The organism is Saccharopolyspora sp. NPDC045839, assembly GCF_056431645.1.
The window spans coordinates 313,522-329,731 of sequence record NZ_JBWKKH010000005.1 but is presented as its reverse complement, the minus strand read 5'-3'; the positions used below and the strand labels follow the sequence as shown (position 1 = coordinate 329,731).

Sequence of the window (16,210 nt, the reverse complement as noted above, 5' to 3'; positions counted from 1 at the left end):
GAGTGGGAGCGCCCGATTTTGCCTAAAATTGGGCGTTTCCCATCGCGGTCCTGGACATCAGTGCCTTGGTGGCTTCCCGATTTTGCCTAAAATCGGGCCGGGCCGACCCGGGCCGGGATCAGGGGTGGGCTTGGGCGGCGGCGTGCTCCGGGATCGCGCGGAGGTTGCCGCGCTCGTCCGGTAAGCACAGCGCCGCCGGGTCTTCCGCGGCCATGAATTCGCCGAGGCAGCGGCCCAGCTGGGCGTGCCCGGCGGCGTTGGCGTGGAAGGATTCCTGCATCGCGTGCGCCGCGCGCTGTTCGTCCTGCAGGCTCGCCCAGTCGACCGTCAGCCTCGTGAACCACTCGCCGTCCGCGGTCCTCGGGTTGCCCGTGCACGCCTCGTGCCCGATGCCCGCCCGCGATAGGTCCAGGAACCGGGCGTTCGCCTGCCGCGCGACGTCTTGCAGGCCGGCGGACAGCTGCGGCACCCCGGTGTCCCGGATCCACTCCAGGTCACCGGTCAGGAACGGGCAGCCGGACAGGTCCTGCAGCTCGGGCTTGACGCCGGGGCCCACCGGCGAGGCGTAGGACTGCACGATCAGCGAGTAGCTGCTCGGCGTGTAGCCGGCGCTGTCCATCGCCGCTCGGATGTCGTTCAGCGCGCCCAGCACCTTCGGCTTCATCCGCTCCACCCGCTGCGGCCACGCGGTGCGCATCGACGCCGCGCACCCCTCCGGCGCCTGCCGCACCCAGGCCTCCACGCACTGGTTGACGACGTCGGTGAAGCCCGGGTCGTCGTTGGCGCCGATCTGCACCACGACGTCCGTGATCCGGTACTGCTGCGCCAAATCCGCCAGCCTTCGGGACTGGGAGCCTTCGGCGTGGCCGGGTTCCGGGTCCGCGCCGACCAGGTCGGTCCGCGCGCCGGAGCAGGCCAGGTTGATGCGGGTCACCTCCGGCGGGAGCTGGAGCTGGTTGACCGGCGCGGCCGCCGACCGGTGGCACCAGTTATCCCGCTCGCCGTTGGTCCCCGCCTCGTACCGGCCGCCGCCCTCGCCGGACAGCGTGCTGTCGCCGAGGGTCACGACCGCGGCCGGGAGCTGCTTGGGTTGCAGCGGCAGTCCGGGCAGGTACTGGTCGCTGGTCAACACCGCGAGGGCCAGCACGGTGCTGACCAGCAGGAGGATTGTTGCTTTCGACTTGTGCGCCCGCATCAGGTGGAAGTCTATGGGGCCGAGGACCGGGGGCGTTCATCACCTCTGCGGGTTTTGGGAGCATTTGCGGGGCCTCGTTCGTTGAACCTGGTGACTGCCACCGACAGGAGGTCTCCGCGCCGTGCCGATCCTCGTTCTTCTCCTCGTCGCCTGTGTGGTCGAAATCGCCGTGCTGGTCGCCATCGGCCAGGCCATCGGGGTGCTGCCCACCGTTGGCCTGCTGATCGCCGCCGCCGTGCTCGGGACCTGGCTGGTGCGCTGGCAGGGCCGCCGCACCCTGCAGGAGTTCCGCGAAGCCGCGCGCCAGCGCAGGCCCCCGGAGAAGGAGCTCTCCGACGGCGTGCTCATCGCCGCCGCCGGGATCCTGATCATCATGCCCGGTTTCATCAGCGACATCGCCGGGCTGCTGTGCCTGTTCCCGCCGACCCGCGCCCTGCTGCGCAACCGGATGCTGCGCGCGGCGGAGCGGCGGTCGAAGGCGATGCAGGACCAGATGTGGCTGCACACCCAGCAGGCCTACCGCAGGCAGGGCGCGACCGCGCCCGGCGAGGACGTCATCGACGGCGAGGTGGTGTCGGTCACCGAGGACGACGAGCCGACCGCGACCGGGCCGGAGTTGCTGCCGCCACAACGATCTGCGCAGGCAGAACGGCCGGACGGCAGCCCGCGCAGGTGATCGGGTCGGCGTGCCGTCGGCGGGTCCCGGGCGGCGGGTAAGCTCGCCAGAACGATCGCGGCCGGGTTCGCCGGGGGCGTGCGACGACCCGCTTCGCCGATCTCGACCTGCGCAGTTGGAAACCCGGAACGGGGAAGCACGAAGGACATGTCCGAGACCACGTTGTTGCTCGGCGGGCGGATCCACTCGCCCGCCGACGCCGGTGCCACCGCGATGGCCGTGACCGATGGCACCATCGCGTGGGTCGGCGCCGACGAGGTCGGCCGTGCGCTGCATCCCGACGCCGAGGTCATCGACCTCGAAGGCGCGTTCGTGGCGCCTGCCTTCGTCGACGCGCACGTGCACGCGACCTCCACCGGCCTGCTGCTCAACGGCCTCGACCTGACCGGGTGCGCGTCGCTGACGGAATTCCTGCACGCACTGCGGGATCACGTCGCCGAGTACCCGGGCACGCTGGTGTGGGGCCACGGCTGGGACGAGACGTGGTGGCCGGAGCGACGGCCCCCGACCCGCGACGAGATCGACCGCGCCGCGGCGGGCGCGCCGGTGTACCTGTCCCGGATAGACGTGCACTCCGCCCTGGTGTCCACGACGCTGGTGGACCGGGCGCCGCTGACCCGCGATGCCGAAGGCTGGAGCGAGCACGGTCCGTTGACGCGCGTTGCGCACCACCACGTGCGCCGCGCCGCGCGGGAGGCTCTCGGTGCCGTGCAGCGCAAGGAAGCGCAGCTGGCCTTCCTGCAGCACGCGGCCTCGCAGGGCGTTGCGTGCGTGCACGAATGCGGCGGGCCGGACATCTCCGGGGCCGATGACCTGGCCGACCTGCTGGCGCTTTCCGCGCAGGGCGGGGTGCCCGAGGTCGTCGGCTACTGGGGCGAGCTGGGCGCCGTGGAGCGGGCCCGCGAGCTCGGCGTCCGCGGCCTGGCCGGTGACCTGTTCGTCGACGGCGCGGTCGGTTCGCGCACCGCGGCGCTGCGCGAGCCCTACGCGGACGACCGGACGACGGCGGGCGTGCTCTACCTCGACGCGCACGCGGTGGCCGAGCACCTGGTGGAGTGCACGCGGGCCGGGATCCAGGCCGGGTTCCACGTGATCGGCGACGCCGGGGTGGCCGAGGTCTGCGACGGTTTCCGCAAGGCGGCGGAGATCGTGGGCGCGCCCGCGCTGGCGAGCCTGCGCCACCGGCTGGAACACCTGGAGATGGTCGACGAGCAGCAGGCCGCGGAACTGGGCAGGTTCGGCGTCGTGGCGTCCGTCCAGCCGTCCTTCGACGCCGCTTGGGGCGGTCCCGGCGACATGTACGCGCGGCGCCTCGGCGTCGAGCGCGGCACCCGGCTCAACCCGTTCTCGAAGCTCGCCGCCAACGGCGTGCTGCTGGCGTTCGGCTCGGACGCGCCGGTGACGCCGGTCGATCCGTGGCGCGCGGTGCAGGCGGCGGTGCACCATCGCACCGCCGGTTTCGGCATCTCGCCGCGGGCGGCGTTCACGGCGCACACCCGGGGCGGCTGGCGGGCCGCCGGCGTCGACGACGGCATCACGGGCACGTTGCTGCCCGGCGCGCCCGCGACCTACGCGGTGTGGGATGCCGGGGAACTCGTTGTGGCGGCGCCGGATTCGCGCGTGCAGCGGTGGTCCACCGATCCGCGAGCGGGAGTGCCGGGCCTGCCCGACCTCTCCCCGGGCGCGCCGCAGCCGCGCTGCCTGCGCACGGTCCTGCGCGGCGAAACCATCTACACCCGGACCTCCGAGGACGACGAACTCGTCTGATCGCGCGAGGCGCACGTGCCTCGCCGTGGGCTCGGAGAGCGGCGATTTCGCGCGAAATCGCCACCTGATCCCGAGCCGTGGCTCCCGGCGCGCGGGCCGTTCGGCGTAGCGGGTTCGGGCTGGTGGCCGATGAGGTTTCCGGCGGTGTTGTGCTTCCGTGGAATGGAGGTGCTCCGCGCCGTCGGGAGGTGCGCCGGTGATCGCCCATGCGCTCAAAAGGCAGCTGCAGTCCGCTATTTCCCGCACCGAACGGCTCGCGTCCCCGGTCCGGCCGCTCGCCGCGCCGCCGCCCGGCTCGGGGCTGAAGCCGGTGCTCGGCGACTACGGGTTGCCCGTCATCGGGCACACCATCAGCGTCCTGACCGATCTGCTGGAGGCCTCGCGCCGCCGCTACGCGGAGTTCGGGCCGGTGTCGTGGGGCGGGATGCTCGGCACCGAGGTCGTCACCGTGATGGGGCCGGACGCGGTCGAGATCGTGGCGGCCAACCGCGAGAAGGCGTTCGGCAACGAGGGTTTCTACGACTACCTGATCGGCCCGTTCTTCCGCCGCGGCGTCATGCTCATGGACTTCGAGGAGCACCTGCACCACCGCCGGATCATGCAGCAGGCGTTCACCCGCGAACGCCTCGCCGACTACCTCGGCGCGATGACGCCGGCCATCGGGCGCGGCCTGGCGCGGTGGCGGCCGGGCGACCGGTTCCCGGTGTACACCGCGGCGAAGCGGCTCACGCTGGACCTGGCCACCGAGGTGTTCGTCGGCGAACGCCCCGGCGCCGAAGCGGACCGGACCGCAGAGGCGTTCGTGGCGGCCGTGCACGGCGGTCAGGCGATCGTGCGCGCCGGCGTGCCGGGTGGCACCTGGGCGCGCGGGCTGCGCGGGCGGCGGCTGCTGGAGGACTACTTCCGGGAGCGCATCCCCGCCAAGCGCGCGGGCACGGGCAGCGACCTGTTCAGCGTGCTGTGCCGGGCCGAGACCGACGACGGCGAGCGGTACTCCGACGACGACGTCGTCAACCACATGATCTTCGTGCTGATGGCGGCGCACGACACCAGCACGATCACGCTCGCGATGGCGGCCTACTACCTCGGCAGGCATCCCGAGTGGCAGGAGCGGCTTCGCGCCGAGGCCCGCGCGCTGGGGAAGCCGGCCATCGACCGGCCCGATCCGGACGGGCTTCCGCTGCTGGACATGGTGCTGAAGGAGGTCATGCGGCTCAACGCCCCGGTGGGCGGGCTGTTCCGGCAGGCGGTCGCGGACACCGAGATCCTCGGCCACTACATCCCGGCGGGCACCAGGGTGGTCGCCCAGCTGTACGCGACGCAGCGGATGCCGCAGTGGTGGCCCGCGCCGGACGAGTTCGATCCCGAGCGCTTCGCCGGGCACCGCCGGGAGGACAAGGTGCACCGCTACGCGTGGGCGCCGTTCGGCGGCGGCGTGCACAAGTGCATCGGGATGCACTTCGGCGGCATGGAGCTCAAGGCGATCATGCACCAGCTGCTGCTGCGGTTCCGGTGGACCGTCCCGGCCGGTTACGAGCCGCGGATGCGCTACGGGACCGGCCCGATGCCGACCGACGGCCTGCCGATCCGCCTGCAACGCATCTCGTGATCCGCGAGGCCCGGGTTCGCCGGGCCCCGCGGAAGCGGTCATGCGTTCAGCGGCCTGCCCAGGGCCGCCAGAACCGATTCGTGCACTGCCTCCGACAGGGTCGGGTGCGCGAAGACGACCTCGGCGAGATCATCGGCAGTGGCCTCCAGGGAACGTGCGATCCCGAAGCCCTGGACCAGTTCCGTGACGTCCGGGCCGACCAGGTGCGCGCCCAGCAGCTCGCCGGTCGCGGCGTCGAAGATGGTCTTGACGAAGCCGTCCGCCTCGCCGATGGCCATCGCCTTGCCGGATGCTTGCAGGTCGAACCGGCCGATCCGCAACGGCCGCCCGGACACCCGAGCCTGCGCTTCGGTCAGGCCGAGGCGGGCGACCTGCGGCCGCGCGTAGGTGCAACCGGGAATGTGGCTCGGATCCAGCGGTTTCACGTGCTCGACCCCGGCGAGCCGCTCGACGCACACCACGCCTTCGTGGCTCGCCTTGTGGGCGAGGCACGGCGCGCCCGCCACGTCCCCGATCGCGTAGACGCCGAACACGTTGGTCCGGCACCACTGGTCGGTGCGGACGAATCCGCTTTCCACCTCGACCCCGAGCTCTTCGAGCCCGAGCCCGGCCACGTTGCCCTCGACGCCCGCCGCGACCAGGACGCGCTCGGCGGTGAGCCGCTGCGCCGTGCCGTCGGCGAGGTTCAGCGTCGCGGTCACGTGATCGGCCGCCGCGGCGACCTCGGACACCGATGCGCCGGTGTGCACCCGGATGTCGCGCTTCTCGAACTTCTTGCGCACGTGCTCGGCGACCGCGGTGTCCTCGGCGGGCATGACCTGCGGCGCCATCTCGACGAGCGTCACCTCGCTGCCGAGATCGTTGTAGAGGCTGGCGAATTCGACCCCGATCGCGCCGGATCCGATGACCAGCAAGGACTTCGGCACCTCGGCGGGGACCAGCGCCTCGAAATACGTCCAGACCCGGTCCCCGTCGGGCACCACACCGGGCAGCGAGCGGGGTCGCGCGCCGGTCGCCAGGATCACGTGATCGGCGCGCAGCGTCGTCACCTGCTCCCCTGTGACCTCGACGACGCCCTTGCCTGCCAACCGGGCGGACCCGGTGAAGACGTCCACGCCGTTCTTGCGCATCAGGTATTCGACGCCGCCGGCGAGGCGGTCGGAAACCGAGCGGCTGAACGCCACCAGCTGCGCCATCTCGAACTCCACGCCGCTCGCGCTGAAGCCCAGCGGCCGCAGGTTCGCCAGCGTGTGGGCGACGTCCGCGCCGTGCAGCAGCGCCTTCGTCGGGATACATCCCCAGTTCAGGCAGATGCCACCGAGCCGGTCCCGTTCGACGACGGCGGTGCGCAGCCCGAGCTGGGCGGCGCGGATGGCCGCGACGTAGCCGCCGGGCCCGCCGCCGATGACGAGCACGTCGTACTTCTCGCTCATCGTTCCTCCTAGACCAACATCAGGGCCGGTGATTCGACGAAGCGCTTGAGCTCCCGCAGGAACGTCGCGCCGAGGGCGCCGTCGATCACGCGGTGGTCGCAGGAAAGCGTCACAGTCAGCACCGTCCGCGGAACGATCTGTCCATCGTCGACGAACGGGCGCTGCTCGCCGGAACCGACCGCGAGGATCGCCGCCTGCGGGGGGTTGATGATCGCGTCGAACTCGCGCACCCCGAACATGCCCAGGTTGGAGACCGTGAAGGTGCCGCCCTGGAACTCTTCGGGCTTGAGCCGGCCGCTCTTGGCCTTGGTCACCAGGGAGTGCACCTCGCCGGAGATCTCGGCCAGGGACTTGGTGTCGGCCCCGCGCACGATGGGCGTGATGAGGCCCGAGGGCAGCGCCACCGCGACGGAGATGTCGGCGGCCGAATACCGCAGCACCGCCTGGGATTCCTCGTCGAACTGGACGTTGACGTCGGGGACCTTGCGCAGGGCGGCCGCGCACGCCTTGACGACGAAGTCGTTCACCGAGAGCTTGACCGCCGGCACCGTGGCGTTGATCTGCTTCCGGAGGGCGAGCAGGGCGTCGATCTCCAGGTCTGCGGTCAGCCGGAAGTGCGGGGAGTTCTGCTTCGAGGCCTGCAGCCGTCGGCCGATGGCCCGGCGCATCGAATCGAGCGGCATGGTCTCGAATTCCGGTGTCGCCGCCGTTTCGCGGACCTCGGGTCCGGCCGTGGGAAGGAACTTCCGCTCCGCCTCGCGGACGTCCGCGACGCACACCCGGCCGCGCGCGCCGGTGGCCCGGCAGTCGTGCAGGTTGATGCCAAGGCTAGCCGCGAGCCGCCGCGCCACCGGCGTGGCGTTGACGTCGCGGTCGTCCTGCGTGGACCGTGCTGGAGTGCCGTTGCGCTGCGGTGCCGGAGGTTCGGCGACTGCGCCGCCTGCCGCGCGGATGGCGTCGTGGATGTCGGCGACCGAAACCCGTCCGGTGCGGCCGGTGCCGGGTACCTTGCCGAGGTCGACCTGGAGTTCCGTCGCGAGCTTGAGCGCGCGCGGCGTCGCGAAGACGTCGCCGCTCGTCGAGCCCGCAAGCGACGCCGGGACGACCGTCGCACCGGGCGGCGATGCGGCGGCAGCCGGTGCCGAAGCCGGTGCTGCAGCCGGCACCATGACCGGTGCTGCGGCTGGTGCTGCGGCTGGCGGAACATCCTTCGCCGCAGCGGTTTCCGCCGCAGGAGATCCCTTCGCCGCCAGGAACTCCTCGATCGCCGAGTCCGGGACGTCGGCGTCCGCCGACACCGCCATCGCGGCTCCCACCGGGAGCGTCTCGCCCGGCTTCGCGAGGATCCGGCGCAGCACGCCGTCGAAGGGCGCCTCCATCTCGTTGGTGATCTTGCTGGTCTCCACCTCGCAGATGGGGTCGCCCTTGCGGAACCCGGCGCCCTCGTCGACCAGCCACTTCGTGATGGTGCCCTCCTCCATGGAGAGGCCCCACTTCGGCACTTCGATCACGTTGATGTCGCTCATGATCAGCTCGCCACCAGCCTGCGGATCGCGGTTTCGATGCGGGCCGTATCCGGCAACCAGGCCTTCTCCAGCTTGGGGGAGAAGGGAACCGGCGTGTGCGGCGGCGTCACCAGCTCGACAGGAGCCCGCAGAGAGTCGAACGCCTTGGTCGCGATGAGCGCCGCCACGTCGTGGCCGAAACCGCAGCGCGCCGCCGACTCGTCCACGACGACCACCCGGCCGGTGGCGGCCACCGATTCGAGGATGCCCTCCTCGTCCAGCGGTGAGACGGTGCGCGGGTCGACGACCTCGACCGAGATGCCTTCCGCGGCCAGCCGGTCGGCCGCGTCGTTGGCGGCGTTGACCATGGCGGACAGGGCGATCACCGTCACGTCCGTGCCCTGCCGGGTGTAGTTGGCCACCCCGAACGGGATCGCGTAGGGCTCGTCCGGCACCTCGGCCGTCGTGTCGTAGAGGGTCTTGTGCTCGCAGAACACCACCGGGTCGTCGTCGCGGATGGCCTGGACCAGCAATCCCTTGGCGTCGTAGGCGTTCGACGGCGCCACGACCTTCAGGCCGGGCACGGCGGCGAACACGTTGTACGGCGACTGCGAGTGCTGGGCGGCCGCGGAGAACCCGGCGCCGATCATGCCGCGCATCACCATCGGTGTGCGGGCCTTGCCGCCGAACATGTACCGGAACTTGGCCGCCTGGTTGTAGAGCGCGTCGTAGCAGACCCCGAAGAAGTCCATGAACATCAGCTCCGCCACGGGCCGCAGGCCGGTCAGCGCTGCCCCGGCGGCCATGCCGATGATCGCGGACTCCGTGATCGGCGTGTCGATGACGCGCTCGGATCCGAACTGGGTCCACAGGCCCTTGGTGACGCCGAGGACGCCGCCGAACGCTTCGATCTTCTTGGTCTCCAGGTCCGGGTTGGTGCCGGCGTGGCCGCCGCGCAGGTCCTCGCCGATCTGCACGACGGTTTCGTCGCGCTCCATCTCCTGGCAGAGGGCGTCCTTCACGGCCTCGCGGTACGTCTTCTTCGACGTGGTCATCGTTGCCGGCCTTTCAGTACGAGACGTAGACGTCGGTGAGCAGGTTCTCGATCGGCGGGTACGCGGCGGCGCGGGCCCGGGCGACGGCGTCGCCGACGAGCTCCCGGGACTGCTCGTCGATGGCGTCGAGCTCCGTCGCGGTGACCTTCTTCGGGTCCGCTTTGTCGCGGAAGTTCTGCAGCGGATCCCGCGTCCGGCGCAGCTCCGCGACCTGCTCCGGCGTCCGGTACAGCTGCGCGTCGCCCTCGAAGTGGCCCCAGAACCGGTTCGCCCGGGCCTCGATGGTGGTCGGCCCGCCGCCGTCGCGGGCCCGCTCGGCGGCCTGGCGGGCGGCCTCGTGCACCTCGAAGAAGTCGGTGCCGTCGACCTTCACCGCGGGCATGCCGAACGCCGCCGCACGGGCGGCGATGTCCGGCGCGCCCACCGCGTAGTCGGTGCCGGTGGCCTCGCCGAACCCGTTGTTCTCGATGACGAAGATGATCGGCAGCCGCAGCACCACGGCCATGTTCATGGCCTCGAAGGCGGTGCCCTGGTTCGAGCCGCCGTCGCCGGTGAACGACGCGGCGATGCCGCCGTTGCGCAACGTCTTGGCACTCAGCGCGGCCCCGATCGCCAGCGACGGCGCGCCGCCGACGATCGCGTTGGCGCCGAGCATGCCGACCGACAGGTCGGCGATGTGCATCGATCCGCCCTTGCCGTGGCACAGGCCGTCGTCCTTGCCGAAGATCTCCGCCATCATCCCGCGGATGTCGCAGCCCTTGGCGATGCAGTGCCCGTGGCCGCGGTGCGTGGAGCCGATGTAGTCGGTGTCCCGCAGGTTCTCGCACACGCCCACGGCGATCGCCTCCTGCCCGGAGTACAGGTGGATGAACCCGGGGATGTCGCCGGTGGCGTTCTCCTCGTGCAGGCGGTCCTCGAACGCGCGGATCTCGGACATCCTTCGATAAGCGCGCAGCAGCTCTTGCTCGTTCAAGGCCATCTCGCTCCTCTTCCGCGTGCTGGTGGTCTGGTGACGCGAGGACCGGGCGGGTGGCCCGCCCGATCGGATCGCGCGGACCCGCCGTGGCCCTTGGGCTGCGAACATAAGCGGATCTCGGAAGCGCGGAACAGCGTTGCAGCGGGTTGCAATGCGGGATATCGAACCGTGGCAACGATCTCCTCGCCGGGTCACGTCCTCTGTGGATCGAAGATCGTCTCGACCGCACGCGGGTTCGGGGCCTCGACGAGGGATGCAACCCTGTGCAACCCTTGCGCACCCGCCCGGTCCGGTCGTCTCCTGTGGCGACGTGATGCGGGCGCGACAGCGTTGTTGCGCCGAGCGACAGGAGTTGGCCATGCGGACCCATCGCCTCGACGAGGCCGCGCTCCCGGTGGGCGCCGATCCGCGGCAGTACGCCCACGCGGTCGCCCGCGCCCACGATGCGGTCATCGGCGGCCGCCGCCCGGCGGCGCGGCCGCGGCAGCTGATCGTCGAGTCCTGGCGCCGCGCGCGCAACCAGGGCGTGAATCCGGACCACGGCGCCGACAGCCGGCCGGTGTCCGCAGGCGAGGTCGAGCGGCGCCGCGCCACTTGCGGCATCACCGATGACGCGCTGCTGGCGCTGCGCGGCGGGCTGGTCCCGGTGGCCGAAAGCGCCGGGCACATCGTGGTCATCGTCGACGTCGAGGGAAGGGTCCTGTGGCGGGACGGGCATCCTGGCGTGTTCCGCCGGGCCGACCGCCTCGGGTTCGTCGAGGGCGCGTGCTGGCTGGAGAACGCGGTGGGCACGAACGCCATCGGCACGGCCCTGGTCGAGGGCGTCCCGGTGCAGGTCCACTCGGCCGAGCACTACGTGCGCAGCCACCACGCGTGGACCTGCGCGGCCGCCCCGATCCGCGACCCGCGCGACGGGCGGCTGCTCGGCGCGGTGGACGTCAGCGGACCCGCCGACACCGTGCACCCGAGCACGTTGGCGCTGGTCCGCGCGGTGGCCGGGCTGGCGGAGGCGAAGTTGCGCGATGCGCACCGCACCCGCCTGGACCGGCTGCGCGCCGTGGCCGCGCCGCTGCTGGCGAAGATCGACGGGCAGGCCCTGGCGGTCGACCCGAACGGCTGGGTGGCCGCCTCGACCGGGCTGCCGCCGCTGGGCCGCATCGCGCTGCCGGATCGCCTGGACTCGCAGGAGGTGTGGCTGCCGGCGTTCGGCGTCTGCTCGTTCGAACCACTGCCGGAGGGCATCCTGCTGCGGCCGTGCGCGCCGGACGCGACATCGGTGGCCCGCGTCGTGGTCGACGTGCGCCGGCCGGGCCGGGCTGCCCTGACCGTGCACCGCAGCTCCGGGAACTGGACGTATCCGCTCAGCGGGCGCCACGCGCAGATCCTGCTCGACCTGGCGGAGAACCGGGCGGGCCGGAGCGCCGCCGAGCTCGCTGAGCAGCTGTTCGCCGACCGGACGCGGACGATCACGGTGCGCGCGGAGATGTCCCGGCTGCGCAAGAGGTTCGGCGATCTCCTGGACCACCGGCCGTACCGCTTCCTGGCGGAGCTGGACGTGACCGCGCTTCGCTGACCGGCACGCTCAGCAGGTGGGTTGCGTCGTGGGACTTGTAGTCTCGCCGGCATGAAGCGCACCTCCTTCGCACGCTGGCCGTGCTCGATCGCGCGGACGATGGATCTGCTGGGTGACTGGTGGACTCCGCTGGTGCTGCGCGAGGCGTTCTACGGGATCAAGCGGTTCGACGAGTTCCAGCAGGAACTGGGCATCGCCCGGAACACGCTCTCGGAGCGGTTGCGGCGGCTGGTGGACGAAGGGCTGCTGGAGAAGCGGCAGTACGACAGCTTCCCGGTGCGCTACGACTACGTGCTGACCGAGAAGGGGCGCGATTTCTTCGGCGTCCTCGCCGCGATGTCGCGGTGGGGCGACAAGTGGCTCGCGGGCGAGGAAGGCCCGCCGGTGACCATGCACCACGACCGCTGCGGCCACGACTGCCACGCCGAAGTGGTGTGCTCGGCGTGCGGCGAGCAGTTGAAGTCCGCGGAGACGAGCAAGCGGCTGGGGCCGGGATATCCGCCCAAGCTCGCCGAACGGCCGGACGTCCAGCGCCGGTTCGCGCGCTGAACCGAGTCGCCGGGTTGCGCGCTCGCGACCCTTGACATGCCAGTCTCGTTAAGCAACTCTCGTGGTCATTGCCCCTGAATGAGGCGAAGTGACGAGGAGGTCGGCCGGTGGAGTGGACGGGCGCGAGGTATGCGGACGGACCGACGGTGGAGCTGCGGACGCGGATCGACGCACCGCCGGACCGGGTGTGGGAGCTGGTGTCCGACATCGAGCTGATGCCTCGGCTGAGCTCGGAGTTGCGGTCGGTGGAGTGGGTGGACGGGGCGACCGGCCCGGCGCTGGGCGCCAGGTTCGTCGGCCACAACGCGCACGACGCGCTCGGGGAGTGGTCGACGACCTCCTACATCGTCGAGTTCGAGCCGGTGCGGGTCTTCGCCTGGGCCGTGACGGATCCGGACACCCCGAGCGCGACCTGGCGGTTCACCGTCGAGCCCGCCGACGGCGGTGCAGTGCTGCGGCAGTGGATGCGGCTCGGCCCCGGTCGCTCCGGGCTGTCGCCGGCGATCGACCGGATGCCGGAGAAGGAGCAGAAGATCGTCTTCGTGCGGCTGCGGGAGTTCGAGGCCGCCATCGCCGCGAACCTCGCCGCGATCAAGGAACTCGCCGAGAGCGAGGTGGACGCCTGATGCGCACGGCCACGTCGATCGAGGCCTCCGGTGGCGCCGACTGGTCGGAGCCGGTCGAGTTCGCGGTGGAGGCGGAGAAGCTCGGCCTGGACATCGTCTGGGTCGCCGAGGCATGGGGATCCGACGCGCCGTCGACGCTGGGCTACCTGGCGGCCTGCACCGAACGCCTGCTGCTCGGCTCGGGGATCATCCAGCTCGGCACCCGGACGCCGGTGGCCATCGCGCAGGCGGCGATCACCCTGTCGCAGCTGTCGGAGGGCCGGTTCCTGCTGGGCCTGGGGCCGTCGGGTCCGCAGGTGATCGAGGGCTTGCACGGGGTGCCGTTCGCGAAGCCGATGGCCAGGATGCGCGAGACCGTGGAGGTCGTCCGGGCGGCGCTTTCCGGCGAGAAGATCTCCTTCTCCGGCAGCCGGTTCCAGATCCCGCTGCCCGACGGCGATGCGAAGCCGATGCGCCTGTCGGCGCGGGCCGAGCACGACATCCCGGTCTACCTGGCGACGCTGTCGCCCGGGATGCTCCGGCTGACCGGCAGGATCGCCGACGGCTGGCTGGGCACCAGCTTCGTGCCCGAAGGCGCGGCCGAGGCGTATTTCGCGCACCTGGACGCGGGCCTGGCCGAGGCCGGGCGGACCCGGGCCGATCTCGACGTCTGCCAGGGCGCGGAGGTCGCCTTCGCCGCCGACGCGGGCGAACTGCGCGGGATGCTGGCCGACCGCAAGAAGAAGCTGGCCTTTTCCCTGGGCGGGATGGGCTCGTCCAGCACGAACTTCTACAACAACGCCTACAGCCGCCAGGGCTGGGCCGAGGTGGCGGCGCAGGTCCGGGGGCGGTGGCAGGCCGGTGACCGCGACGGCGCGGCGGCGCTGGTCACCGACGAGATGGTGCTCGGCACGACGCTGATCGGCACCGAGGAGATGGTCCGCGACCGGCTGCGCGTCTGGCAGGACGCCGGCGTGGACACCGTCCGGCTCTACCCGGCGGGCGAAACGCTCGACGAACGACTGACCACGCTGGGCCGCGCGATCGACCTGGTCCGCGAGGTGGAATCGGCCGCCTGACAACGATTTCGGCCGAGCAAGCGCGTTCTTCCCGCGACAGCCTTCGAGGGGCGCCGGTGCGCGGCGCCCCTCGAAGGTTTTCCGGTGCGAATCAGGTCGTGATCACGCCGAGGTCACTGCCCCCAGGCACCCCAAAGCGCCCAAGCCGACGGGCTGATGTCCTGCTGGGCGTCGTTCTGGGCGCCCCAACCGGAGCCCTGGTTGTTGTCGTTCCAGGCGTTCCCCTGCTGCTGCGGCTGCTGCTGTTGCTGCGACGGCTGCTGCTGCTGTTGCTGCTGCTGGGGCTGCTGCCAGAGGGGGTTCTCGTCGGCGCTGGCGAGACCCTGGGCGCCCAGCAGGAGGCCGGTGGATGCGGCGGCGGCAAGGGCGAGCTTGGCGGTGGTGCGCATTCTCAATCTCCTCATTGCTTGGAAGGGGTCGTGCGACTGGGAACTTGCCTTGCATCCGGGTGTCCAGCAGGGCCTGCGCCCCCAATGTGTGTCACCCCCGGCCGCCGTGTATCGGGCTGTGGTCGATCGTGCCCCGTTCGGGCTGCGTGCGGTGTCCCCCAGACGCTGAAAAGGGCGCGGTCGGGGCATTGTGACCATCCGCGTTCCGGGGCGAGCGAGTTGTTCAGTCCACTGAGGATGATTCGGCTTTTCGGATTCTGCGGCAATGGAAAGGGCTCGCCGTGCGGGTCGATCACCACTCCGCCAGGGAGCCGTCTTCGTTGCGCCACACCGGATTTCGCCAGCGCTGCCCGATTTCCGCGGCTCGGCGCACCGCCGCCTCGTCGACCTCGATGCCCAGGCCCGGTCCGGTGAGCCGGTCGACGTGGCTGTCGTGGAAGTCGAAGACGCTCGCGTCGACGAGGTAGTCCAGCAGGTCCGAGCCGGTGTTGTAGTGGATGCCGAGGCTGGTCTCCTGGATCAGCGCGTTCGGGCAGGCGAAGTCGATCTGCAGCGATGCCGCGAACGCGATCGGCCCCAGCGGGCAGTGCGGGGCCAGGGACACGCCGTGCGCCTCCGCCATCGCCGCGATCCGGCGGACCTCGGAGATCCCGCCCGCGTGCGACAGGTCCGGCTGCGCGACCGCGATGCCCGAGCCGAGCACGTCGCGGAAGTCCCACCGCGAGTAAAGCCGCTCCCCGGTGGCGATCGGCACGGTGGTGGACGCGCAGATCCGCCCGAAGTCGGCGGTCAGCTCCGGCACGATCGGTTCTTCCACGAACAGCGGGTGCAGCGGTTCCAGCAGCCGGCAGGCCTCGCGGGCGAGCGCGGGGGAGACCCGGCCGTGGAAGTCGATGGCGATGTCGGCGCGGTCGCCGATCGCCTCCCGCACCGCGGCGACGCGCCCCACCAGGAGGTCGAGCTCGGCCTTGGACTCCAGCGCGCGCACCCTGCCGGTGCCGTTCATCTTGACCGCGTCGAAGCCCTCCTGCATGCGTTCCCGGGCGTGGTCGGCGACCCGGTCCGGCTCGTCGCCGGCGATCCACGAGTAGGTGCGGACGCGGTCGCGCACCGCGCCGCCGAGCAGCTCGTGGACGGGCACGCCGAGCGCCTTGCCCTTGATGTCCCACAGCGCCTGGTCGATGCCGGCCACCGCGCTGGACAGGATGGGCCCGCCCCGGTAGAAGCCGCCCCTGGTCATGACCTGCCAGTGGTCCTCGATGCGGAACGGGTCCTGGCCGAGGAGGTGGTCGGAGAGCTCCTCGACGGCGGTGGCGACGGTCGCGGAGCGGCCCTCCACGACCGGCTCGCCCCAGCCGGTGATGCCCTCGTCGGTGCGCACGGCCAGGAACAGCCAGCGGGGCGCGACCGAAAAGGTCTCCAACGAAACGATCTTCATCGAACCGCCTTCCGGCGACCGCTGCGCGCGGTAGCTCTCCGTGTCCATAACACCTGATGGCGTCGGGTGTGCGGGCCGGGCGTTACCACAACGGCCTCGTGTTGCACAATGGTTAAAGCAGCGCTTGTCCGACCGCTGCGTTCTTGAGCCGCAACCACCATTCTCGGGGTGAGGATTGTGCCCAGTCACGCCACGTCCGGCAACGACGTCGTGCTTCACCGGCCGGTCGAAGGCCGCCGCGCCTGCCCGGTACCGAGCGACCGGATCGCGATCCGCGGCCCGTGGGGGACCCGGCGGCCGCGGCGCCAGCTCGGCACGACCGGCCTCGTCTCCGCCGACGTCGTCCGGATCTGACCCGGCA

General features: G+C 71.4%; 15 protein-coding genes. 8 read left to right on the top strand and 7 right to left on the bottom strand.

Features of this window, described 5'->3' with window-relative positions:
* Positions 1-118 precede the first annotated feature (118 nt).
* Positions 119-1,195 carry a GDSL-type esterase/lipase family protein gene (locus AC07EQ_RS10380; RefSeq protein WP_478387713.1) on the bottom strand — a complete coding sequence of 359 codons (1,077 nt, stop codon included), beginning with the start codon at positions 1,193-1,195 and terminating at the stop codon, positions 119-121.
* 121 nt (positions 1,196-1,316) lie between these two features.
* On the opposite strand from AC07EQ_RS10380, the gene AC07EQ_RS10375 reads away from it, so the two are divergent.
* From AC07EQ_RS10375 to AC07EQ_RS10365, 3 genes are all read left to right on the top strand, one after another.
* Positions 1,317-1,871, top strand: a complete 555-nt coding sequence (locus tag AC07EQ_RS10375; RefSeq protein ID WP_478387712.1) for an FxsA family protein — start codon at positions 1,317-1,319, stop codon at positions 1,869-1,871.
* Between the two features lie 147 nt (positions 1,872-2,018).
* On the top strand, positions 2,019-3,638 hold the full coding sequence (locus AC07EQ_RS10370; protein ID WP_478387711.1) for an amidohydrolase: 1,620 nt from the start codon (positions 2,019-2,021) through the stop codon (positions 3,636-3,638).
* A gap of 196 nt (positions 3,639-3,834) precedes the next feature.
* Positions 3,835-5,247 carry a cytochrome P450 gene (locus AC07EQ_RS10365; RefSeq protein ID WP_478387710.1) on the top strand — a complete coding sequence of 471 codons (1,413 nt, stop codon included), beginning with the start codon at positions 3,835-3,837 and terminating at the stop codon, positions 5,245-5,247.
* Between the two features lie 38 nt (positions 5,248-5,285).
* Here AC07EQ_RS10365 and lpdA read toward each other — a convergent pair whose 3' ends face one another.
* Genes lpdA through AC07EQ_RS10345 form a run of 4 tightly spaced genes read right to left on the bottom strand, consistent with a single transcriptional unit; the run spans position 5,286 to position 10,219 of the window.
* A complete protein-coding gene (gene lpdA, locus AC07EQ_RS10360; RefSeq protein WP_478387709.1) occupies positions 5,286-6,680 on the bottom strand; it encodes a dihydrolipoyl dehydrogenase in 1,395 nt (464 codons plus the stop codon).
* A gap of 8 nt (positions 6,681-6,688) precedes the next feature.
* The gene (locus AC07EQ_RS10355) at positions 6,689-8,206 is read right to left on the bottom strand and encodes a 2-oxo acid dehydrogenase subunit E2 (protein WP_478387708.1); all 1,518 of its coding nucleotides are present in this window, start codon (positions 8,204-8,206) and stop codon (positions 6,689-6,691) included.
* Positions 8,207-8,208: 2 nt separating this feature from the next.
* Positions 8,209-9,240, bottom strand: coding sequence for an alpha-ketoacid dehydrogenase subunit beta (locus AC07EQ_RS10350; protein WP_478387707.1), 1,032 nt, complete (start codon positions 9,238-9,240; stop codon positions 8,209-8,211).
* Positions 9,241-9,253: 13 nt separating this feature from the next.
* Positions 9,254-10,219 (bottom strand): thiamine pyrophosphate-dependent dehydrogenase E1 component subunit alpha, encoded by a 966-nt coding sequence (locus AC07EQ_RS10345; protein ID WP_478387706.1) that lies wholly within the window; start codon positions 10,217-10,219, stop codon positions 9,254-9,256.
* A gap of 355 nt (positions 10,220-10,574) precedes the next feature.
* Here AC07EQ_RS10345 and AC07EQ_RS10340 point away from each other — a divergent pair, with 355 nt between their 5' ends.
* From AC07EQ_RS10340 to AC07EQ_RS10325, 4 genes are all read left to right on the top strand, one after another.
* Positions 10,575-11,789 carry a helix-turn-helix domain-containing protein gene (locus tag AC07EQ_RS10340; protein WP_478387705.1) on the top strand — a complete coding sequence of 405 codons (1,215 nt, stop codon included), beginning with the start codon at positions 10,575-10,577 and terminating at the stop codon, positions 11,787-11,789.
* A gap of 51 nt (positions 11,790-11,840) precedes the next feature.
* Positions 11,841-12,338 (top strand): winged helix-turn-helix transcriptional regulator, encoded by a 498-nt coding sequence (locus AC07EQ_RS10335; RefSeq protein ID WP_478387704.1) that lies wholly within the window; start codon positions 11,841-11,843, stop codon positions 12,336-12,338.
* A 107-nt stretch (positions 12,339-12,445) separates the two neighbouring features.
* Complete coding sequence (locus AC07EQ_RS10330; protein WP_478387703.1) at positions 12,446-12,964, top strand: SRPBCC family protein; 519 nt, start codon at positions 12,446-12,448, stop codon at positions 12,962-12,964.
* Positions 12,964-14,022 carry an LLM class flavin-dependent oxidoreductase gene (locus AC07EQ_RS10325; RefSeq protein ID WP_478387702.1) on the top strand — a complete coding sequence of 353 codons (1,059 nt, stop codon included), beginning with the start codon at positions 12,964-12,966 and terminating at the stop codon, positions 14,020-14,022. Before AC07EQ_RS10330 ends, AC07EQ_RS10325 begins: the two co-directional genes overlap by 1 nt.
* Positions 14,023-14,135: 113 nt before the next feature.
* Here the strand turns inward: AC07EQ_RS10325 and AC07EQ_RS10320 are convergent, their stop codons facing one another.
* Both AC07EQ_RS10320 and dgoD read right to left on the bottom strand, forming a co-directional pair.
* Positions 14,136-14,426 carry a hypothetical protein gene (locus AC07EQ_RS10320; protein WP_478387701.1) on the bottom strand — a complete coding sequence of 97 codons (291 nt, stop codon included), beginning with the start codon at positions 14,424-14,426 and terminating at the stop codon, positions 14,136-14,138.
* 277 nt (positions 14,427-14,703) lie between these two features.
* Positions 14,704-15,849 carry a galactonate dehydratase gene (gene dgoD / locus AC07EQ_RS10315; RefSeq protein ID WP_478387740.1) on the bottom strand — a complete coding sequence of 382 codons (1,146 nt, stop codon included), beginning with the start codon at positions 15,847-15,849 and terminating at the stop codon, positions 14,704-14,706.
* Between the two features lie 168 nt (positions 15,850-16,017).
* Between dgoD and AC07EQ_RS10310 the strand changes: the two genes are divergently transcribed.
* Positions 16,018-16,203 (top strand): hypothetical protein, encoded by a 186-nt coding sequence (locus tag AC07EQ_RS10310; protein WP_132480729.1) that lies wholly within the window; start codon positions 16,018-16,020, stop codon positions 16,201-16,203.
* Positions 16,204-16,210 lie beyond the last annotated feature (7 nt).